This window comes from Nonomuraea sp. NPDC049646 (assembly GCF_044465525.1).
Lineage (GTDB): Bacteria > Actinomycetota > Actinomycetes > Streptosporangiales > Streptosporangiaceae > Nonomuraea.
In genome coordinates, this window is record NZ_JBITLU010000020.1 from 155315 (window position 1) to 175577 (window position 20263).

The following is a 20263-nucleotide window of genomic DNA, read 5'->3' on the forward strand; positions in this document are numbered from 1 at the left end:
CCTTCGTGTGGTGATGACAGGGTCAGCGGCGGCGGCCGCGTCTGACGTCGAGCTGCTCGAAGCGGGGCACGTCGCCGTCCTGGACGCGCCGCCAGGCCCTGGCGTACAGGTCGGCCACGGGTTCGCCGGGCAGCAGGAGGCCGTCGAGGCCCGCGTTCGGGCTGAACATCGGCAGCTTCCACTGCTCCAGCGGGAGCCGCGGCGTGCGCTCCTCCGACCAGCCGCCGGTCAGGAACAGCGAGCGTCCGGCGCGGGCGCGCACGGCCTGGACGACCAGGTCGGTGCGGCTCAGCTCGGCCCGCGCGGCCTTGAGCCGGGCCGGCTTCCAGCCGGTCCACCGGGCGGTGTTGCGGTCGGTGGGGTCGGGCATGGCCAGCAGCATCAGGTAGACGGCGGCGGCGTCCTCGCCCAGGCCGTGCGCCTTGGCCACGTCCACCACCAGGTCGGGCACCGAGCGGGTGGGATCCTGCGGCCACCAGGCGCCGTCGGCGTCCCGCTCGCCCTGGGCGGGGTCGCCGGGGTCGGCCAGCAGCGCCGCGAAGCGCGGGTCGAGGGCGATGCGCAGCGCGGACACGGCGGGGAACGGGCCGTTGAGCCCGATCAGGGCCCGCAGGTAGGGGTCGTCACCGGCCGCGTCGAGCAGGTGGGGGCGGAGCGCGGGCGAGGGCTGGCTGTCGTAGGTGGCCATGACGACCGCGCCGTACCGCTCGTAGCCGTCGCCGACCTCGGTCGGCGTGCCCGCGACCTTCTTGAACGCGGGCAGCCCGACGTACTCGTCGAGGTCGATCAGCAGCCCGGGGTGGGCGAGCCGGTCGCGGACCGCCGACAGGGCGGCGGGCAGCCCGGCGCGCAGCGGGTCCCCGGCCGGCAGCCGGTGGGCCAGCCAGGCGGCCGTGGCCACGGCCGTGACCAGCGACCGCCCGCCGAACCCGGCGCCCTGGCCGACGGGGTGGACGCGGTCGCCGCGCACCTCCCACTCCAGGTCCACGCTCAGCGCGGGCGCGGCGGCGGGGTCGAGCACCGCGCGCAGGGCCTGCGCCGGGTCGTCCGCGGCGGTGCGCAGCGTGCGGGCGGCCTCGCCGAGCAGCCATTCGGGCAGGGCGAGCCGCTGCCCGACGTGCTCGTTCCAGACCCGCGCGGCGGCGGCCGCGTCGGGGCCGTCGGTCCACAGGCGGACCGGGTCGGCCGGCAGCAGCGCCGCGGTGACGGCCTGCCGCACGCCCGCGCCGAGGGCGCGCAGCTCGTCCTTGGCGACGGCGGCCTCGGCCACCTTCACGCCGATCGTCGCGCGGGCCTCCTTGTCGAGGAAGGTCCGCTCGTAGGTGTCCACCTGCGGGAACCCGGCCACGACCAGCCGCGCGGCGGTCTGGGAGACCCCGGTGAGCCGGGCGAACTCCGTGGCGGCGGCCTCGTGCCAGGGGGCCGGGCCGCGCGCGGCCAGCTCGGTGAGGAACGTCTCCAGCCAGCCCGCCTCCCGGTCCCCGCCGACGGGCGCGGAGTCGCGGACGGTGTAGGGCGCGGGCACCTCGAACACCCCGGCGGGGTCGTGGCACAGCGCCGTCCATTCGAGGCCGTCGACGTCCGTCTCGCGCAGGTCGAGGAAGGCGACGAACGCGCCGCCGCCCAGCGGCAGCACGCCGGAGAGCGAGCCGGCCGCCGGGGTGCCGTCCGCGGCCACCATGTGCTCGCGCCGGAGCGTCACCGTCATGCGGCGCCAGCGGGACGAGCCGGCCGCGACCGGCAGGCCGCCGTCGCGCAGCTCGCCCAGCAGGACGCCCAGCGCGTCGCGGTGCTCGGCCGGGGTGGTCGGCGCCGCGCACCGGTACGCCACGGCGGCGCAGTGGTCGAGCAGGCGCTCCCACCGCAGGCCGGAGGCCGGCAGTCCGGGCAGGCGGAGGTGGTTGGCCACCTGCGGGCGGTCCTGTCCGGCGGTCACGGCCCCGCCCACCGCGCGGACCTGCCGGAAGGCGGCGTCGGCGTTGTGGCGGTGGTAGCCGCGGCCGTCGCCGAGGCCGTTGAGCGCGTCGTCCAGCAGCTCGTCGGCGGGGCCGGACGGGCCCAGCTCGGCGGCCGGGTCGCCGGCCAGCGCGCGGTTGAGGTTGGCCACGACGGTGCGCACCGCGTCCTGCTGGGCGGCGGCGAAGCCGACGATCCCGGCCACGCCCTTCACCAGCGCCTCGTGGGTGATGCCCGGCAGCAGCGCGCGGACGGCCGCCGCCAGGTCGGCGCCCTGGGGCGTGGCCGCTTCGAGCAGGGCCGCGGCGGTCTCGCGGTCCGCGCGGCGCAGCGTCGCCGAGCCTTCGAGGTCGCGGGGGCGCAGGCAGTACCAGTAGCGCTCGGGCGGCAGGATGGGCGTGCCCGCGCCGAACGCGCCCGGCTTGGCGTCGGTCCGGTACTCGGCCAGGACGACGCCGTCGGCGTCCACGAGGCTGATCCGGTAGCTGCCGCGCACGACGGCGCAGGCCCGCTCCGCGCCCGGGAAGGTCAGCACGCGCACCGGCACGCCGGCGTCCGGCGGCAGCGTCACCGAGATCCCGGACAGGTCCTCGGCGCGGTGGGAGCCGTCGGGCAGCCTGACCACGCGCAGGCCGTACAGGCCGTCCACGGGGGCGCCGACCGGGGTGGGCTCGTCGGAGGGGGCGGGCAGCAGCCAGCCCTCGGCGGGCCGGACGTACGGGGTGTCGGCGAGGAAGCCGGGCAGCGACTTCCTGCCGACGCCGCCGCCGGCGGGGTCGAACTCGTACCAGCCGGTGTCCTGCTCCGACCAGGTCCACGTCCAGAAGGACGTGCCGTCGGTGAGCACGGGCCGCTCGTCGGGGACGGCCGTGTCACCGGCGTGCAGCAGGCCGTACCCGGTGGTGCGGCCGCCGCCGGGCACGGGCAGGCTGACCGGGTCGTCGCCCTGGTAGTAGTCCAGCCGCGTGCCCCGGCTCCGGTCCTTGCCGTCCAGGTCGCGCACCCGGTCGGCGGAGGTGTGCCAGTAGCCGCGCAGCCCGTTGCCACGGTCGCGGGAGTCCCAGTAGACGAGCAGCTCGCCGTCCACGTGGTGGAAGCCGGGATCGCTCCAGGTGTCGTCCTTGGGGACGCGCAGGTCGTGGGTGAGCAGGACGCCGTCGGCCGAGAGCACCCGGGCCTGCGCGGCGCCCGCGACGACCAGGTTGGGCCAGGCGTCGCTGACGACGAGGTCTTCGACGTCCTTCTCCGGCACGAGCTGGGTGGCGGCCTGCTCGAAGGCGGGCCAGCCCAGCTCGTCGATGACGCCGGACCGCAGGGCGCGGGCCAGCACCCCGGCCACGTCGGCGTCGGTCACCGCCTGGCGCACCTCGTCCTCGGCCAGGGCCAGGGCCTCGCCGGGCAGCCAGGACAGGCGGCGCAGGGCGTCGGGCAGGTTGGGCAGGCCGGCGGCGGCCGAACGGCGGGCGACCAGGCGTACCCACTCGGCCAGCAGCGGACGCCCGCCCGGCGAGGCGGCCAGGGCGCGGACGGTGGCCCTGCCCGCGTCGTCGGCGTCGAGGTGGTCGGCGCCGCGCCGGAAGGCGGTGTGGAAGCGGCCGTCGGCGGCCAGGGCGAGCAGGTCGCGCCGGTCGTCGTGCTCGGCCCAGTGCGCCAGCCGGAGCCGGGCGCCGTCGCCGGGGTCGGCCAGCGGGATGCCGAGGGCCAGCAGCAGGTCGATCAGGTCGGCTTCGTCGTCGACCGCGATCGTCGTGCCGGTGGCGGTCAGCTCGGCGCGCAGCCGGTCGGCCATGCGCTCGATCAGGGCGTGCAGCGCGGGCAGGCGCGGCGCGACGCCCCACGCCTGCTGCCGCGCGGCGAGGAACCTGCGCAGCCAGCCGGCGGCGCCGTCGGCCGGGCGTTCCGCCTCGGGCACGTCGGCGTGCAGGTCGGCGGTCGCGCCCGCGCTCTCCAGGATGTCGAGCCAGATGCCCGGCAGCTCCCGGTCGTGGCTGTCGGGGATGGCGTTCAGCAGCGTGCCCCGCAGCTCCGGCCGCTGCCTGGCCAGCGCCGCGACGGCCGGGGCGTGGGACTTCCACCAGCCGGTCGGGGCCTGCATGGCGGCCGGCAGCGCCAGCACCTCGGCCAGGTAGTCCTGCTCGGCCTTCTCGGCGTCCACGCCGGCGGCCCTGGCCAGCCTGCGGATGTCGGCGGCCATCTGCGCCGAGGGGGCCAGCCCGCCGGCGGTCCTGCGCACGCACAGCCGCGCGTACCTGGTCAGGGCCTCCCCGGCGGGCAGGCGGGCGGTCAGCTCCTTGGCGTACCCGGACAGCGCCTTGACCGGCAGCGCCCCGGCCAGCGCGAACTCCAGGAACACCGCGTCGAGCCGGTCGTCGTCCACGGCGAGGCCGTGCTGGGCCTCGGCCCGGCGGGCGGCGGAGAAGAGCTGCCCGGCGTACTGGGCGTTGTCGGCCGCGGCGAACACGCGGGCGGCCTGCTCGTAGAAGGTCGGCAGGAAGTGCGGGACGGCCGCGGCGAGCTGCCCGGCCAGGCGCTGGTAGGCGTCGAGCGCCATCTTGGGCTTGGTCCTGGCCTGCCGGGCGACGCGCTCCAGCTCCGGCACGACGGCCAGGGCGTGGTGCCCGTCCTGCGGGTGGTGGACCAGCACCCATTCGGGGAAGCCGAGCGAGCGCCGCAGGCCCAATCCGACCACCGCGGCCTCGCCCTCGGGCACCAGGCCGAGGAAGCCGCCCACCGCGTCCTCGGCGCCGCTCAGCTCCTCGGTGACCAGGCGCACGATCACCCGGTCGTCGAGGCCGGGGTGCCGGTAGGCGCGGGCGACCAGCGGCACGGCCCGCTCCCCCGCGCCCTCGGTGCCGGGCGGCAGCACCGCTCCGGCGTCGAGCAGCTCCCGCGCCTCGGCGTTCTCCCCGATGTTGCCGGTCATGCGTTCTTCCCCTCTTCGACCTGCCGGCCGGCGTGCAGCGCGGCGGCCATCCTCATGCCTTCCGACCAGGCGACCGGGCCGACCTCGCGCAGCGTGAGCGTCCTGCCGTCCTGGTCGCGCCAGGTGAGATCGCCCGTGGACGTCTCGCTGTCCCAGTAGGGCTCGCCGATCCAGACGGCGGCCTCGGTGAGCCGGCCGGCGTCGCGCACCTGGCAGGTGGCGAAGCCGCCGGAGACGCGGTAGCCGAGCTGGGTGGCGCGGGCCGCCACGCCGAACCTGGAGGCGTACGTGCCGCCCGCGAAGTCCTTCACCTGGCGCGCCCCTTCGGCCTGGTCGGCGGGCTTGCGCCAGATGGCCCGGTGGATCTGCTCGACCTTCTGCGTGATGCCCAGCTCGGCGGCGAACTCGCGCAGGTCGTCGAGGTCGGGCAGGAGCACCGGGTGCGGCAGCGTCACCGTGCGCGGGGCCAGCCTGACGGTCTCGCCGTCGAGGTTGACCATGCGCAGCTCGCCGGAGGAGGTCGCGTCGCGCAGGAAGCCCACCTCGTCGGGGTCGTCGCCGACGACCGCCACGTCACGCAGCGCCGTCTGCCACGCCTCGTCCGGCCAGACCCGGGCGATCAGCTCGGTCGGCACGGGCAGCGAGGACACCATCCAGGCGTCCACGTGCGCCACGCAGGACGCGGCGTGCCGGTCGAGCCATTCGGCGAAGCGGCGCAGCCGGTCCGCCTCGGGGTGCTCGCGCACCGCCTTCGGCAGCGTCTTCAGCTGCCGTCCGGCCGAGCGGCCGGACGTGGCCCTGGCCGTGACCCGGCCCTCTATCAGGGCGACCTCGTACGCGTCGCCCGCCGCCAGCCAACCCAATTGCCGCCGCCTCTCCTCGCGCAGCCATGGCATGAAGCCACGCCGTCAAGCCATGGGAATGTGTCGCGGCGCGGATCTCCCGCCGCCACGTTGCGCGGAACGTTACTGGCGATCACTGACAAATGCCTACCGGCCGCCCGGAAGAGCGTCCGTACCGCCTGAGGACCGTCCGTACCGCCTGGAGAGCGTCCGTACTGCCTGGAGAGCGTCCGTACCGCCTAAAGAGCGGGGAAGGATCGGCGCGCGCAGGCTACGGGCGCGGGCGGCGGGGGTAGGCCATCCCGGGCCGGGCGCGCCGACGGGGGAACGGGCGCGCGGCTCGCTCGACGGGGGGATGGCCGGTGAAAGTCGTCGTCGATCTGACGCGTTGCCAGGGGTACGGGCAGTGTGCCTTCCTCGCGCCCGACGTCTTCACCATGCGCGAGGAGTCCCTGCTGTACGACCTCGATCCCGCCGACGAGCGGCGCGAGCACGTGCTGCGGGCGGCGGCGGCCTGCCCCGTCCAGGCCATCCACCTCGACTGGACGGCCACCCGGCTCACGCCGGAGCCGCCCGGCCCGCCGGCGCGCGGGCTGACCGACGGGCGCATCGTCATCGTCGGCGCGTCCCTGGCCGGGGCGCGGGCGGCCGGCGTGCTCAGGCGGGAGGGCTTCACCGGGTCGCTGACGGTGATCGGCGACGAGCCCGCCGAGCCGTACGACCGGCCGCCGCTGTCCAAGCAGGTGCTCATGGGACAGGTGGCGCCCGACCACGTCATGCTGCCCCACCTGCGCGAGGTCGAGGCCGAATGGTTGTGGGGCACCCGGGCGACCGGCCTGGACGTGGCCGGCAAGCGCGTCCTGCTGGCCGACGGCCGCGAGGTCGGCTTCGACCGGGTGCTGCTGGCCACCGGCACCCGCGCCCGCCCCTGGCCGCACGATGAGGAGGCCCGGCTGGAGGGCGTGCACACGCTGCGCTCGATGCGGGACGCCGCCGGCCTGCGGCAGGCGCTGGCCGCCCGCCCCAACCGGGTGCTCATCCTGGGCGCCGGGTTCACCGGCAGCGAGATCGCCTCGGTCTGCCGCGAGCTGGACCTGCCCGTGACGGTCGTCGAACGCGGCCCGGCCCCGCTGGTCAACGCCCTCGGCGGCGTGATCGGCGACGTCGCCGCCCAGCTCCACCGCGAGCACGGCGTGGACCTGCGGTGCAACACCACGGTCACCTCGCTGGAGGGCGACGGGCAGGGGCGGCTGCGCGGCGCCCGACTGTCGGACGGCAGCACGATCGAGGCCGAGGTCGCCGTCGTCGCGCTCGGCTCGGTGCGCAACGTCGAGTGGCTGCTCGACTCGGGGCTGGCCGCCGGGGTGTGGGGCGTGGCCTGCGACGCCGGGTGCCGCGCCGTGGACACCAACGGCCTGGTGACCGACGACGTCTTCGTCGCCGGCGACATCGCCCGCTTCCCGCACCCGCTGTACCAGTACCAGTTCATGACGCTGGAGCACTGGGGGAACGCCGTCACCCAGGCCGAGATCGCGGCGCACAACATGGTCAGCGACCAGACCCACCGCTGGCCGCACCTGTCGGTGCCGGTGTTCTGGTCCAGCCAGTTCGGGGTCAACATCAAGTCGGTGGGCGTGCCCACCTTCGCCGACGAGCTCGTCGTCACCCAGGGCTCGACGGACGAGCGCCGCTTCGTCGCCGTCTACGGCTACCGGGGCCGGATCACCGCCGCGGTCACCTTCGACCAGGGCATGTGGCTGGAGTTCTACCAGCGGCTGATCGAGCGGGCCACGCCCTTCCCGCCCGCCTTCCGGCACGTGGACATGCGCGGGGAGGCGCGGCCCGTACCGGCCCGGGTGCCCGAGCGGCTGGTCGCGGCCGAGGGGGCGACGGTCGTGGTGACCGGCCACGACCCGGCCGAGCGGCGCGCCTCGCTGCGGCACGAGCCGCAGAGCTGACCCGGCAGGAACTCAGGACAGGAGTGCAGGACATGACCTCGGACGCCGCCTTCCAGCGCATCCTCGACCCGGCCGGCCGCCCCGACCCCTATCCGTTCCTCGGGGAGCTGCGCCGCAACCCGGTGACGCGGCTGGCGGACGGCTCGTACGTCGTCAGCACGTACCGGGAGATCGTCGAGCTGCTGCACGACCCGCGGGTCAGCTCCGACCGGCGCAACCTGGCCGACGCGCCCGAGGAGCCGGAGCACGCGCCCGCCTTCATCAGGCTCGACCCGCCCGAGCACGACCGGCTGCGCCGCCTGACCATGCGCCACTTCGGCCCGCCGCACTCGCCGGGCGTCGTGGACGGGCTGCGCCCGATGATGCTGGCCACCACCACCGAGCTGATCGACGCCCTGGCCGCCAAGAACCGGGCCGACGTCGTGGACGAGGTCGCCTACCCGCTGCCGATCGCCGTCATCTGCCGGCTGCTCGGCGTGCCGGCCGAGGACGAGCAGCAGTTCCACGCCTGGGCCGACCAGATCGTCGAGACGCTCGGGCCGGGCGAGGAGAACCGCGCCGAGCGGGCCCGCGAGCGCCAGGCGGTGTCGCAGAACCTGGAACGCTACCTCGCCGGGCTGGCCGAGGCGCGGCGGCGGGAGCCGGGCGACGACATGCTGTCCGGGTTCGTCACCTACGAGGGCCCGGACGGCCGCATGACGCCCGAGGAGGTCGTCGCCACCTCCCTGCTGCTGCTCATCGCCGGGCACGAGACCACGATCAACCTCATCGCCAACGGCATGCTCACCGTGCTGCGCGACCCCATGCTGCTGGAACGCCTGCGCGCCGACCCCGACCTGATCATCACCACGGTCGAGGAGCTGCTGCGCTTCGAGCCGCCCGTGCAGCTCGTCTCCTCCCGGGTCACCCTCGACGACGTGGTCGTCGGCGGCGTGACCATCCCGGCCGGCTCGCCCGTCGTGCTGGCGCTGGCGGCGGGCAGCCGCGACCCGGCCCACGTCCGCGAGCCGGACCGGTTCGACCCGTGCCGCCGGCCGAACGAGCACCTGGGGTTCGGGGGCGGCGTCCACTACTGCTTCGGCGCGCCGCTGGCCCGGCTGGAGGCGCAGGTCGTGCTGGGTGAGCTGGTGCGCCGGGTGCGCAATCCGCGGCTGGTCGCCGACCCGCCGCCGTACCGCCCGAGCCCGGTGCTCCGCGGCCCCCGGCACCTCCTGATCGACTACGACGGCATCGCCCCCGCCTGACCGGGCCACGGCTGAGGCGGGAAGACAGGGCCCGCCGTCCGCTTCTCCCCCTTCCCCCGGTGACGTTGATCTGTGACTTCGTGTGCAGTTGAATGAGCGGGTGCGTGCTGGGCGGGTGGTGTCTCCTGTTCTGGTTGGGCGGGAGAAGGAGCTCGCCCGGCTTGTCGCGCTGGTCGCCGGGGCGCCCGCCGTGGCCGTCGTCGAGGGCGAGGCCGGCATCGGCAAGTCCAGGCTGACGGCCGAGCTGCTCGGCGGTCCCGCGGTGGCGGGGCTGCGGGTGCTGAGCGGGGCCTGCGTGCAGATCAGGGAGCCGTTCCCGCTGGGGCCGCTCGTCGAGGCGTTACGCGGACGGGCGTCCGAGCTGGGCGGCGCGGCGCTGTCACCGGTCGCCGGGGCGCTGCGCGAGCTGCTGCCCGAGCTGGCCGGGGTGCTGCCGGAGACGCCGCCGCCGCTCGACGACCGGGCGGCCGAGCGCCACCGGGTCTTCCGCGGGCTCGCCGAGGTGCTGACCGCGCTCGGCCCCGCCGTCCTGGCGGTGGAGGACCTGCACTGGGCCGACGGGCAGACGGTCGAGTTCCTGACGTACCTGATGTCCGTGCTGCCCGGCACGTTGCGGGTGGTGCTGACGTACCGGAGCGAGGAGGCGTCCGGGGCGGTGCGGGCGATCACGGCCCGCGCCCCCGACACGATCACGGCCGAGCACCTGGTGCTGCCGCCGCTCGACGCCGCCCAGACCCGGGTCATGGCCTCGGCGATCCTCGGGGCCGAGGAGGTGACGGCCGAGTTCGCCGAGCACCTGTGCGGGCGGGCCTCCGGCCTGCCGCTGGCCGTGCAGGAGCTGCTGGCGCTGCTGCGCGACCGCGGCACGCTGATCCGGTGGGAGGGCGGCTGGGCGCGGCGGGCCCTGGAGGAGCTCGACGTGCCGAGCGGCGTGCGCGCCTCGGTGCAGGAACGGGTGGCGCGGCTCTCCCCCGGCGCCAAGGCGGTGGCAGAGCGCGCCGCCGTGCTCCAGCTCCCGGTGCCCGTCGCCCTGCTGTCGGGGCCCGACGTCGGGGCGATCGACGAGGTGCTCGGCTCCGGGCTGTTCGCCGACACCGGCGGCCTGGTCGGGTTCCGTCACGTGCTGGCGGCGCAGGCGGTCTACGAGGCGATCCCGCTCGGCCGCCGGCAGGCCCTGCACGCCGCCGCCGCCGACACCGTACGCGAGCTGCGCCCGGTGCCGCTGGGCCGCCTGGCCCACCACCTGCGCCAGGCCGGCCGGGCCGGGCAGTGGGTGCAGGCCGCGATCGAGGCGGCCGAGCAGGCGTCCCGGCTGGGCGACGACGCCGAGGCCGCCCGCCTGCTGGAGGACGTCCTGCGCGGCGCCGACCTGCCCGCCGCCCGGCGGGCCGAGCTGACGGTGAAGCTGGGCTGGGCCGCGCTGGAGCTGCTGCGCCCGCCGCCGGTCGCCGACCTGGTCACCGGCGCGCTGGAGCAGGACGTGCCGCCCCCGCTGCGCGGCCACCTGCGCCTGCTGCTGGCGCTGCACCTGGAGCGCACCCGCACCGACGGCGCCCGCATCGGCGAGGCGTTCGCGCGGGCCGCCGACGACCTGGCCGGCGAGCCGGGGCTGGCGGCGTGGGCCATGGCCGGGGTCGGCCGCCCGCCCAGCGGCCTGCCGCCGGAGGAGAGCAGGTCGTGGCTGGAGCGGGCGCTCGCTACCCTGCCCGCGGTCGCCGACCCGGCCATGCGGATGCTGGTGCTCGGCAAGATCGCGATGATCTTCGTGGTGATGGGCGACCCGCGCTGGGCCGTGCTCGCCGATGACCTGCTGCGCGAGACCGGCGGACGGCGGCTGCTGCGCCGCGAGGTCAACGCCTACCGTTCCATCGGGGGCGCGTCCCTGTTCAGCGGGCACCACCGGCGGGGCCGCCGCCTGCTGACCGCGGCGGTCGAGGAGGGCGCCGAGCCCGACCTGCGCGAGCGGCTGGAACTGCGCTGCCTGGTGAACCTGGCCGCGGCCGACTACTTCGAGGGCTCCTGGCAGGGCCTGCCGGCCAGGCTCCAGGAGCTGCGCGACCAGTTCGGCGACGAGCCGCACGAGCGCATCCTCGTCGACATCGTGACCGCCTGCCTGGCCGCGGTGCAGGGCCGCCAGGAGGCCGCGCTGCCGTCGCTGCTGGACGCCGCCGCCGAGGCCCGTACCCGGGGGCAGTACGACGACCTGGTGCTGCCGCTGGCGATGTCGCTGCGGCTGAGCGCCGCGCGGGGCGAGCCGGAGGCGGCGATCGAGGCGGCCGTCGAGGCGGGCCGTCACTGGGAGGCCGGCGAGCTGTGGCCCGTGGCGGTCCGCGCGCTGCCCGCGCTGACCGAGGCGCTGCTCGTGGCGGGCCGTCCGCAGGAGGCCGCCGACGTCGTCGCGCGGCACGCCGCCCGGCTGGCCGGGCGCGACGCGCCGCTGGCCGGGCCCGCGCTGGCGCAGGCCCGCGGCCTGCTGGCGGCCGCCGGGGAGCAGTGGGCGCGGGCCGCGGCCGAGTTCACCGCCGCCGCCGACGCCTTCGAGGCGGTCCCGGCGCGGTACGAGGCCGCGCAGGCGAGCGAGCAGGCCGCCGCCTGCCTGTTCGCCCTCGACGACCCCGAGGCCGCCGTCCGGCTCGGCCGGGCCGTCGCGGTGTACGCCGAGCTCGGGGCGCGCTGGGACCTCGACCGCGCGACCGGGCTGGGCCGCAGGTGGGGCGTCCGCCCGGCGGCGCAGAGCGCGCCCGCTCAGGCGGGGAACGACCACGCCCTGTCGGCCCGGCAGGAGCAGGTGGCCCGGCTGGCGGCCGAGGGGCTGACCAACCAGGAGATCGCCAGGGAGCTGTTCCTGTCGCCGAAGACGGTGGACAAGCACGTCAGCGCGGCCATGCGCAAGGTGGGGGCGCGGTCGCGGACGGAGCTGGCCCGCCACCTCCTCCCCAGCGACTGACCCCCAAGATGGGGATTTTTCCCCATAGGGCACCCCATACCCCACCCCATACGTCTGCCGCGACACTTTCGGCATGTCCGACACCATCCAAGACCCCGACCGGCCGGACCCGGACGACCCGGCCCCCTCCGTCCCCTCCCCGCACGAGGAGACCCCGGAGCCCCTCCGCCCGCCGGACGGCTTCGAACCCGTCTGACACCTCCCGGTCGGTCAACCCCTTCCGCACCCTCACGGACGGTTCCTTCCTTACCGGGCCATGAGCCCACCGCCGCCGTCCGAACCCCTCCCCCGCCAGAAAGGCCACCATGGCACTGCCCCGCCCCCCGCTGGCGCGCCGGACAGGCGTCCTGCTGACCGCGGTCACCGCGCTCGCCGGCGTGCTGACCGCCGCGCCGGCGACCGCCGCGACGCCGGACGCCCCCGCACCCGCCGCACCCGCCGCCCCCGCGCAGACCGCGCACCCCGGACAGGCCGCCAAGGACGTCGCCCTGTCCGGGGTGCGCGCCCGGAAGGTCGTCGTCACGCTGATCACGGGTGACAAGGTCCAGCTCACCCGGTCCGCCACCGGCCGGTACCGCGTCGAGCCCGCCCCCGGCACGCGCCAGGACGGCCGCCGCATCAACCTGTTCACCCAGTTCACCCCGGACGGCGTCTTCGTGCTGCCGGATGACGCCGTCTCCGCCGTCCAGGCGGGCCTGGTGGACAGGCGGCTGTTCGACGTCAAGTACCTGGCCGAGAACGGCTACTCCGACGAGGTGGCCAAGCGGCTGCCGGTCATCGTGCAGTACCCGGGCGACCAGCCGGAGGCCGCGGTCAGGCGCTCGGCCGCCGCCGTCCCCGCCAGCGAGCCCACCCGGACGCTGGAGAGCATCCACGCCTCCGCCCTCGACGTCGCCAAGGCCGAGGCGGGCGCGTTCTGGGAGGCCGTGCGCGGCGGGCGGCCCGCCGGCGAGGGCCTGGCCAAGTCACCCGGCACGCTGCGCGGCGGCATCGCCAAGCTGTGGCTGGACGCCAAGGTCAAGGCCGACCTGGACGTGAGCGTCCCGCAGATCGGCGCCCCCAAGGCGTGGGAACGCGGCCAGGACGGGACCGGCGTGAAGATCGCCGTCCTGGACACCGGCGCCGACACCGGCCACCCCGACCTGGCCGGCCGGATCGCCGACAGCAAGTCGTTCGTCCCCGACCAGCCCGTCCAGGACGGGCACGGCCACGGCACCCACGTCGCCTCGACCATCGCCGGCACCGGCGCGGCCTCGGGCGGCAGGTACAAGGGCGTCGCCCCGGGCGCGCAGCTCGTCGTCGGCAAGGTGCTCGACAACACCGGCTCCGGCCAGGAGTCGTGGATCATCGAGGGCATGGAGTGGGCCGCGCGCAGCGGCGCCAAGGCCGTCAGCATGAGCCTCGGCGGCCCGCCCAGCGACGGCACCGACCCGCTCAGCCAGGCCGTGAACGACCTGACCGCCGAGACCGGCACGCTGTTCGTGGTCGCCGCGGGCAACCTGTACGAGGCCGAGACGATCAGCATGCCCGGCGCGGCCGACGCCGCGCTGACCGTGGCCGCGGTGGACAAGAGCGACAAGCTCGCCGCGTTCTCCAGCCGCGGGCCGCGCCCCGGCGGCGGGCTCAAGCCCGACATCGCCGCGCCCGGCGTGGACATCGTGGCCGCGCGGTCGGCCGGCACCGCCATGGGCTCCCCGGTGGACGACCACTACACCGGCGCCTCCGGCACCTCCATGGCCACGCCGCACGTGGCCGGCGCGGTCGCGATCATGGCGCAGCGGCACCCGGACTGGACGGCCCAGCAGCTCAAGTCCGCCCTGATGTCCACCTCCGCGGACGACGGCTTCACCGTCTACGAGCAGGGCGCCGGCCGGGTGGACCTGGACCGCGCGACCCGCCAGCAGGTGTTCGCGACCAGCGGCGGCGTGGACTTCGGCCTGGTGGAGACCGGCAGCGCGCCGAAGACCGGCGAGATCTCCTACCGCAACCTGGGCGACCGGCCCGTCACGCTGACGCTGAAGGCCGCGATGGGCGCCGCCAAGCCGGTCCTGGCCGACGCGACGCTGACCGTCCCCGCCGGCGGCGCCGCCGCCACCACCGTCACCCTCGACCCGGCCGGGCTGCCCGTCGGCACCTACAGCGGGGCCGTGACGGCCGAGGCGGACGGCGTCCGGCTCACCACGCCGCTCGGCGCGGTGCGGGACGTCCCCAAGTACGACCTGACCATCCACACCGTCGACCGGGACGGCAAGCCGCGCACCCCGTCGGCCATGAGCGTCCTGGACGTCGACGGCAACAAGGGCGAGCTCGGCCCCAACCGCATCGACGACGTGGGCCTGGTGGTGAGCCGCGTCCCGGCCGGCACCGTCAGCCTGCTGCAGGTGCTCGACTGGGTGGACGCCGACGACCGCGCCAACCGGGCCTGGCTGTTCGAGCCCGAGCTGACCGTCACCGGTGACATGGAGATCACCCTCGACGCCCGCAAGGCCACCGAGATCAGCTTCGACGCGCCGAAGACCGCGCAGCCGCTGAACAACTCCTACGACGTCTTCTTCCAGCGTTCCCTGCCCAACGGCAAGGTCTTCGGCGGCACGCTGCTGTCCGGCCGCCCGCTCGGCGGCTGGGAGAAGGTGTGGGCGCTGCCGACGAAGAAGGTCACCAAGGGCGGCTTCCGCTTCGCCGGCCAGTGGGAGCTGGGCGTGCCCGAGGTCACCATGACCATGCGCACGCCTAAGCGCACGACCCTGCACCCGGTCTCCCGGGTCCACACGATCGACTCCGGCGAGATCCACCCGGGGTACGTCCCGTTCGAGGGCACCAAGGACCTGCGGGTGGTCGACGCCGGCAAGGGCCGTCCCGAGGACCTCGCGGGCAAGGACCTGCGCGGCGCGCTCGTGCTGATCGACGCCGAGCCCGCCGAGGGCGTCTTCGGTACGGCGTGCGGCCTGCAGATCGAGCGGGTGGGCCCGATCAGGGACGCGGGCGCCGCCGGCGTCCTGGCCTTCAACGAGAAGGCCGCCGCCTGCCCGATCCCGCTGCCGATCTCGCAGAAGCCGTTCAGCGGCCCGTTCCAGCCGGTCAACATCCCCGTGGCCTACGTCTCCAACGCCGAGGGGCTGAAGATCCGCGCGGAGGCCGGCCGGGGCAGGGTGACCGTCCGGGTCGAGGGCACGCCGAACACGCCGTACTCGTACGTGTTCCGGCCGTCCGTGGACGGGGGCGTCCCCGCCTCGATGCGGTACGAGGTGGCCGAGCGCCAGCTCCACCAGGTCGACCTCGACGTGCACGCCGGGCCGTACACGAAGTACATGAACTGGCGGGCCTCGTGGCGGACCGACGACATCTCCTACACGACGACCAACACCAACATCCTGCAGTGGTCGGCCCCGCTGCCCGAGCGCAGGACGCAGTGGGTCTGGCCGCTGGACCCCAAGGTCGTGAGCGAGGCGGGCCTGTCCGCGCTCGTCGCGTCCGCGCCCGGCGAGGAGGTCCAGGAGACCCGCTACCGGCACGAGGTGTTCGACCGGCCGGGCACCACCGTCCAGAAGTGGTTCGCCACCCCGAGCACGCCGGGCGCCTCGACGGCCTCCGACAAGCTGTACGCGCTCGGCGGCCCCGCGGACGCGCCCCCGCTCAGGCAGCTCGTGATCGGCGTGCCGTGCGCGATCTGCGTGCACGACGGCAACCTGTGGGTGACGCCGTCCATGGTCAACGGGGTCGGGGAGCGGCGTGACGACGGCGTCGCGTTCGGCGACCTGATGCCCCAGTACGAGCTGCACCTGTACCGCGACGGCAAGGAACTGCCGAACGCCCCCCTGCCGGGCTTCGACACGCTGCCGCGCTACCCGCTGCCCAAGGAGCCGGGCACGTACCGGCTGACGGCGAAGAACGCCCTGTCGGACATCGAGTGGACGTTCACCGCCCCGCCGTCCAAGGAGCAGCTCAGGCCGGGCGCCAACTGCTACGCCTGGTTCGTCGACGGGCTGGTCGAGCAGTGCCGCACCACCCCTGCGGTCTACGTCAGCTACGACCTCGGTGACACGCTGTCCGCCGGCAACACGGTCGCGGCCGGGCGCCGGCACACGTTCGAGCTGGAGGCCTACCACGGGCCGTCGGCGGCGAGGATGCCGGCGATCGCGGGCGTGCGGCTGTGGACCAGCACCGACGACGGCGCCACCTGGCAGCCCGCCGACCTCAGGCGCGGCCGGGACGGCGTCTACACCGCCGGTGCGAAGTACCCGGCCTACCGCGCCACCAAGGGCGCGGTGAGCCTGAAGGTGGAGGCGTGGGACGCGGCGGGCAACCGCCTCAGGCAGACCACCCTGCGCGCGTTCGACCTCCGCTGACCCCGGTGACCGCGGCCGCCCGCCCGGCGGCCGCGGTCACCCGCCGGGAGCCTCCCGGCGCGGTCACCAGTCCAGCGTGACGGGCGAGCCGGGCCGTACGCCTCCGAGCAGGCCCTCGACCAGCCCGGCCAGCCCCGGCGGGAAGACCCGCTCGGTGGTGCGGCCGAGCTCGCCCGCGCTCCACCACCGGTGCCCGAGCCCGTCGTCAGCGGGCTCGGGCACCTCCATGCCCGGAACCCGGGCGAAGAAGTACGTGTGCACGGTGTGGAACCGGCGTCCCCCCACCGCCCACTCCCCCGCATTGACCGCCACCGGCCCCCCCCGACTCCGCAGCGCCGACCACGAACCCGGTCTTCTCCCCCACCTCCCGGCAGGCCGTGCGTGGCGGGTGCTCGTCTGTCGATCCGCTCTTGGCGGTACGGTGAGCACCCGGCGGCGTACGGCCACCGGGACGGAGAGCGAAGGGAACCCCGCGCCATGAACGCCACCGGACGGGACAAGGGCCCGGCGGCGGCCTGGCGGCGGGCCCGCGACCGGCACGGCTGGCTCGACCACCTGTCCCGCGCCGTGCTGCGCTACGACAAGGCCGACGGCGGCCGGTTGTCGGCGGCCCTCACCTACTACTCCTTCTTCGCCACCTTCGCCCTGGCCCTGCTCGCGTTCGGCATCCTCGGCCACGTCATGGACGACCCGACGGTCCTCGCCACGGTCCAGCACTACCTGAGCGAGAACTTCCCGCGCCTCGACGTCCAGGCGTTACGGGAGGCCGGGGGCACCGCCGGCGCGGTGGCCTTCGTCGCGCTGCCGATGACCGGGCTGTTCTGGATGGACACCCTGCGCTCGGCCACCCGGGCGATCTGGGGGCTGGAGGAGTATCCGGGGCGGTTCTTCCTGCGCCAGCTCATCGACCTGGGCGTGATGGCCGGGCTCGGGATGCTGCTCGCCCTGTCGCTCGCCGTCGCCTTCGCCGCCGAGCGGCTGCTGACCTGGCTGGCCGTGCTCACCGTGGGCGTCGAGGCCCTTCCGGCCCAGTGGGTGCTCACCGCGGCCGGGATCGCGCTCGGCCTGGGCGTGAACACGCTGCTGGCCATGGCGCTGCTGACCGCGCCGCCCCGGTTGCGGGTGCCGCTGCGCCGCGTGATCGGCCCGGCGCTGGTCATCACCGCCGGGCTGGAGATCCTCAAGACGATCGGCCAGGTCTACGTCAACCTCACCGCGGCCAATCCCGCCTACCGGGTGGTGGCGGGCGCGGCGGGCATGCTGCTGTTCCTGAAGGTGCTCAACCAGCTCATCCTGTTCGCCACCGCCCTGACGGCCACCGCCACGTCGGGCCACGTCAAGGATCTGGCCGTGCGGCGGGCCCGTTGACAGGCTAACCAACCAAGCGCATGCTCGTTTCGGCGAGGGGGCCGACCGGCTCTCCCCTGTCGAAGGGATCATCGATGCGACCAGCCTCAGCGGCCTCCGACGACCTCACCCCCCGCGGGCGCAGCCGCCGCACCCTGCTCGTCGCGGGCGGCATCCTGGTCACCGGCGCCGCGCTCGGCCAGGATCCGGCCTACGCCGAGGCCGACTACGACGTGGTGGTGGTCGGCTCGGGGGCCGCCGGGATGACCGCCGCCCTCACCGCCGCCAAACGCGGCCTGAGCACCGTCGTGCTGGAGAAGGCGCCGACGTTCGGCGGGTCGGCGGCGCGGTCGGGGGCGGGCATCTGGATCCCGTGCAACGAGGTGATCCTGGCCGCCGGGGTGCCGGACACGCCCGCCAAGGCCGCCGCCTACCTGGCGCGCGTGGTGGGCGACACCGTCCCGGCCGCGCGACAGCAGGCGTTCCTGAACGCGGGGCCGCAGATGATCTCGTTCGTGACGCGCAACAGCCCGCTGCGCTTCCGGTTCATGGAGGGGTACTCCGACTACTACCCGGAGTTCCCGGGCGGGATGCCGGGCGGGCGCTCGATCGAGCCCGACCAGTTCGACGGCAACCTCCTCGGCCCGGAGCTGGCCCGGCTGAACCCGCCGTACATGGCGACCCCGGCGGGCATGGTCGTCTTCAGCGCCGACTACAAGTGGCTGACGCTCGCCCTGGTCAACCCGAAGGGCGCGGAGGTGTCGGCGGCGTGCCTGCTGCGGGGCACGCAGGCGGCGCTGCGCGGCGAGAAGCCGCTGACGATGGGCCAGGCGCTGGCCGCCGGGCTGCGCGCCGGGCTGCTGAACGCCGGGGTGCCGGTGTGGCTGAACACCCCGCTGCTCGGCCTGCACGTCGAGGGCGGCCGGGCCGCGGGCGTGGTCACCCCGGCCGGGGTGGTCAGGGGCAGGCGCGGGGTGATCGTCGCATCGGGCGGGTTCGAGCACAGCGCGGCGATGCGCGCCGAGTTCCAGCGCCAGCCCATCGGGACGAGCTGGACCGTCGGCGCCAAGGAGAACACCGGCGACGGCATCGAGGCCGGCGAGCAGGCCGGCGGCGCGCTGGACCTGATGGACGACGCCTGGTGGGGCCCGGTGATCCCGCTGCCCGGCGAGCCGTACTTCTGCCTGGCCGAGCGGACCCTGCCGGGCTGCGTCATCGTCAACGGCGCCGGCCGGCGCTTCGTCAACGAGGCCGCGCCCTACAGCGACGTCGTGCACGTCATGTACGACCGCAACACCCCGTCCGACCCGCACATCCCCGCCTGGCTGATCGTCGACCAGCAGTACCGCAACAAGTACCTGTTCAAGGACATCGCGCCGCTGCTGCCCTTCCCCGACTCCTGGTACGACAGCGGCGCCCTGTTCAGAGCACCGACGATCGAGCAGCTCGCCCGCAAGATCGGGGTGCCGGAGGCCGCCCTGCGCGCCACGGTCACCCGCTTCAACGGCTTCGCCCTGGCCGGGCGGGACGCCGACTTCCACCGCGGCGACAGCGCCTACGACCACTACTACGCCGACCCGTACGTCCGGCCGAACCCGTGCCTGGCGCCGCTCTGGCTGCCGCCGTTCTACGCCTTCAAGATCGTCCCTGGTGACCTGGGCACGAAGGGCGGCCTGCGCACCGACGCCCGCGCCCGCGTCCTGCGCGCCGACGGCTCGGTGATCCCCGGCCTGTACGCCGCCGGGAACGCCAGCGGCGCCGTCATGGGCCACAGCTACGCGGGCTCGGGCTCGACCATCGGACCGGCCATGACCTTCGGCTACGTGGCCGCCAACGACCTGGCCGGCGGCTGACCGTCAGTCGGCCGTGTAGCTGATCGACCGGACGTCGTAGCCCCTCGCCGCGGAGCCGCGGACGTGCATGAACATCGCGCCGCCCTCGTAGGACCAGGCGCACGCGTAGCCCTTCGGCTCCTTGGCGCAGCCCTGGAAGTGGTGGGTGACGCCGCGCGGGTCGTACCTGACCCGGAACAGCGTCCGCACCGCGCCCTCGGCGCCGACCTCCAGCGCGGCGTACCGGTCGCCGCGCTTCCAGGCGTCGAACAGGTGCCCGGCCGCGGCGGACGGCCGCACGACGTGCCGGGACAGGTAGACCTTGGTGACCTTGGAGCCGGTCACGGTCATCGCGATGCCGTTGAGGCCGCCGGGCACGCGCACGCTGGTGTGCACGTACCGGCACACGCCGCGCGAGCAGCCGTCGAAGCGGTCGGGCGCGCGGTAGGCGTAACCGAAGATCGTGCGCACCGCGGCGGGGGTGGCGACTCCGGCCGCGGCGGCGCGGTCGCCGGCCAGCCACGCGCGGAACAGCTTGCCCGCCACCGTGCCGGGCGCGGGCGCGGCGGCGAGCGCGGGGACGGCGGGAAGGCCGAGCGTCAGCGTGGCGGTCGCCGCGAGGGCGGCGCCGCCGAGAACCAGTCGTCTGGACACGCCCCGACGTTAGGACCCGCCCCTTGCGCGGGGATTGCTCCCGGCTTGCAACCCTCACCACCGGCGTACCGGGGTAACAGCTCAGCGTGACGACGTGTTCACGGATGACAAGCGGGGATCGTACAGTGTCAGGATGACGGTCGAGATCACGTGGTCGCGGCGGCGCGCGGCGACCGGCCGGGGCTCGCCGTCGCCCGCGCCCATGACCTAGCCG

The 20263-nt window shown here is 75.3% G+C and carries 11 protein-coding genes; 7 read left to right on the forward strand and 4 right to left on the reverse strand.

Annotated features, from left to right (window positions below; translation table 11 throughout):
• Positions 1-22: 22 nt before the first annotated feature.
• Together ACIBQ8_RS42690 and ACIBQ8_RS42695 are read right to left on the reverse strand one after the other, a co-directional pair.
• On the reverse strand, positions 23-4879 hold the full coding sequence (locus tag ACIBQ8_RS42690) for a DNA-binding protein (RefSeq protein ID WP_397194966.1): 4857 nt from the start codon (positions 4877-4879) through the stop codon (positions 23-25).
• Positions 4876-5775 carry a DUF4132 domain-containing protein gene (locus ACIBQ8_RS42695; protein WP_397170787.1) on the reverse strand — a complete coding sequence of 300 codons (900 nt, stop codon included), beginning with the start codon at positions 5773-5775 and terminating at the stop codon, positions 4876-4878. Before ACIBQ8_RS42695 ends, ACIBQ8_RS42690 begins: the two co-directional genes overlap by 4 nt.
• Before the next feature lie 308 nt (positions 5776-6083).
• On the opposite strand from ACIBQ8_RS42695, the gene ACIBQ8_RS42700 reads away from it, so the two are divergent.
• The 5 genes from ACIBQ8_RS42700 (at position 6084) to ACIBQ8_RS42720 (ending at position 16216) form a co-directional block, all read left to right on the forward strand.
• A complete protein-coding gene (locus tag ACIBQ8_RS42700) occupies positions 6084-7679 on the forward strand; it encodes an FAD-dependent oxidoreductase (RefSeq protein ID WP_397194967.1) in 1596 nt (531 codons plus the stop codon).
• Between the two features lie 32 nt (positions 7680-7711).
• Complete coding sequence (locus ACIBQ8_RS42705; protein ID WP_397170785.1) at positions 7712-8923, forward strand: cytochrome P450; 1212 nt, start codon at positions 7712-7714, stop codon at positions 8921-8923.
• A 115-nt stretch (positions 8924-9038) separates the two neighbouring features.
• Positions 9039-11870 carry an ATP-binding protein gene (locus ACIBQ8_RS42710; protein WP_397194968.1) on the forward strand — a complete coding sequence of 944 codons (2832 nt, stop codon included), beginning with the start codon at positions 9039-9041 and terminating at the stop codon, positions 11868-11870.
• A 73-nt stretch (positions 11871-11943) separates the two neighbouring features.
• Positions 11944-12066, forward strand: coding sequence for a hypothetical protein (locus tag ACIBQ8_RS42715; protein WP_397194969.1), 123 nt, complete (start codon positions 11944-11946; stop codon positions 12064-12066).
• Between the two features lie 109 nt (positions 12067-12175).
• Positions 12176-16216, forward strand: a complete 4041-nt coding sequence (locus ACIBQ8_RS42720; protein ID WP_397194970.1) for a S8 family serine peptidase — start codon at positions 12176-12178, stop codon at positions 16214-16216.
• A gap of 63 nt (positions 16217-16279) precedes the next feature.
• On the opposite strand, the gene ACIBQ8_RS42725 is transcribed toward ACIBQ8_RS42720, so the two are convergent.
• The gene (locus ACIBQ8_RS42725; RefSeq protein ID WP_397170780.1) at positions 16280-16501 is read right to left on the reverse strand and encodes a hypothetical protein; all 222 of its coding nucleotides are present in this window, start codon (positions 16499-16501) and stop codon (positions 16280-16282) included.
• A gap of 192 nt (positions 16502-16693) precedes the next feature.
• Here ACIBQ8_RS42725 and ACIBQ8_RS42730 point away from each other — a divergent pair, with 192 nt between their 5' ends.
• The gene (locus ACIBQ8_RS42730; RefSeq protein WP_397170778.1) at positions 16694-17584 is read left to right on the forward strand and encodes a YihY/virulence factor BrkB family protein; all 891 of its coding nucleotides are present in this window, start codon (positions 16694-16696) and stop codon (positions 17582-17584) included.
• A gap of 74 nt (positions 17585-17658) precedes the next feature.
• Positions 17659-19416: a 3-oxosteroid 1-dehydrogenase gene (gene kstD / locus ACIBQ8_RS42735; RefSeq protein WP_397194971.1), complete on the forward strand. Its 1758-nt coding sequence runs from the start codon at positions 17659-17661 to the stop codon at positions 19414-19416.
• 3 nt (positions 19417-19419) lie between these two features.
• Here kstD and ACIBQ8_RS42740 read toward each other — a convergent pair whose 3' ends face one another.
• The gene (locus tag ACIBQ8_RS42740; RefSeq protein ID WP_397194972.1) at positions 19420-20049 is read right to left on the reverse strand and encodes a hypothetical protein; all 630 of its coding nucleotides are present in this window, start codon (positions 20047-20049) and stop codon (positions 19420-19422) included.
• Positions 20050-20263 lie beyond the last annotated feature (214 nt).

What these genes read in the sequence shown, in the direction of transcription:
- ACIBQ8_RS42690 (WP_397194966.1), bottom strand. Translation starts at nt 4,879, where the DNA reads ATGACCGGCAACATCGGGGAGAACGCCGAGGCGCGGGAGCTGCTCGAC.
- ACIBQ8_RS42695 (WP_397170787.1), bottom strand. Translation starts at nt 5,775, where the DNA reads ATGCCATGGCTGCGCGAGGAGAGGCGGCGGCAATTGGGTTGGCTGGCG.
- ACIBQ8_RS42705 (WP_397170785.1), top strand. Translation starts at nt 7,712, where the DNA reads ATGACCTCGGACGCCGCCTTCCAGCGCATCCTCGACCCGGCCGGCCGC.
- ACIBQ8_RS42715 (WP_397194969.1), top strand. Translation starts at nt 11,944, where the DNA reads ATGTCCGACACCATCCAAGACCCCGACCGGCCGGACCCGGACGACCCG.
- ACIBQ8_RS42720 (WP_397194970.1), top strand. Translation starts at nt 12,176, where the DNA reads ATGGCACTGCCCCGCCCCCCGCTGGCGCGCCGGACAGGCGTCCTGCTG.
- ACIBQ8_RS42730 (WP_397170778.1), top strand. Translation starts at nt 16,694, where the DNA reads ATGAACGCCACCGGACGGGACAAGGGCCCGGCGGCGGCCTGGCGGCGG.
- kstD (WP_397194971.1), top strand. Translation starts at nt 17,659, where the DNA reads ATGCGACCAGCCTCAGCGGCCTCCGACGACCTCACCCCCCGCGGGCGC.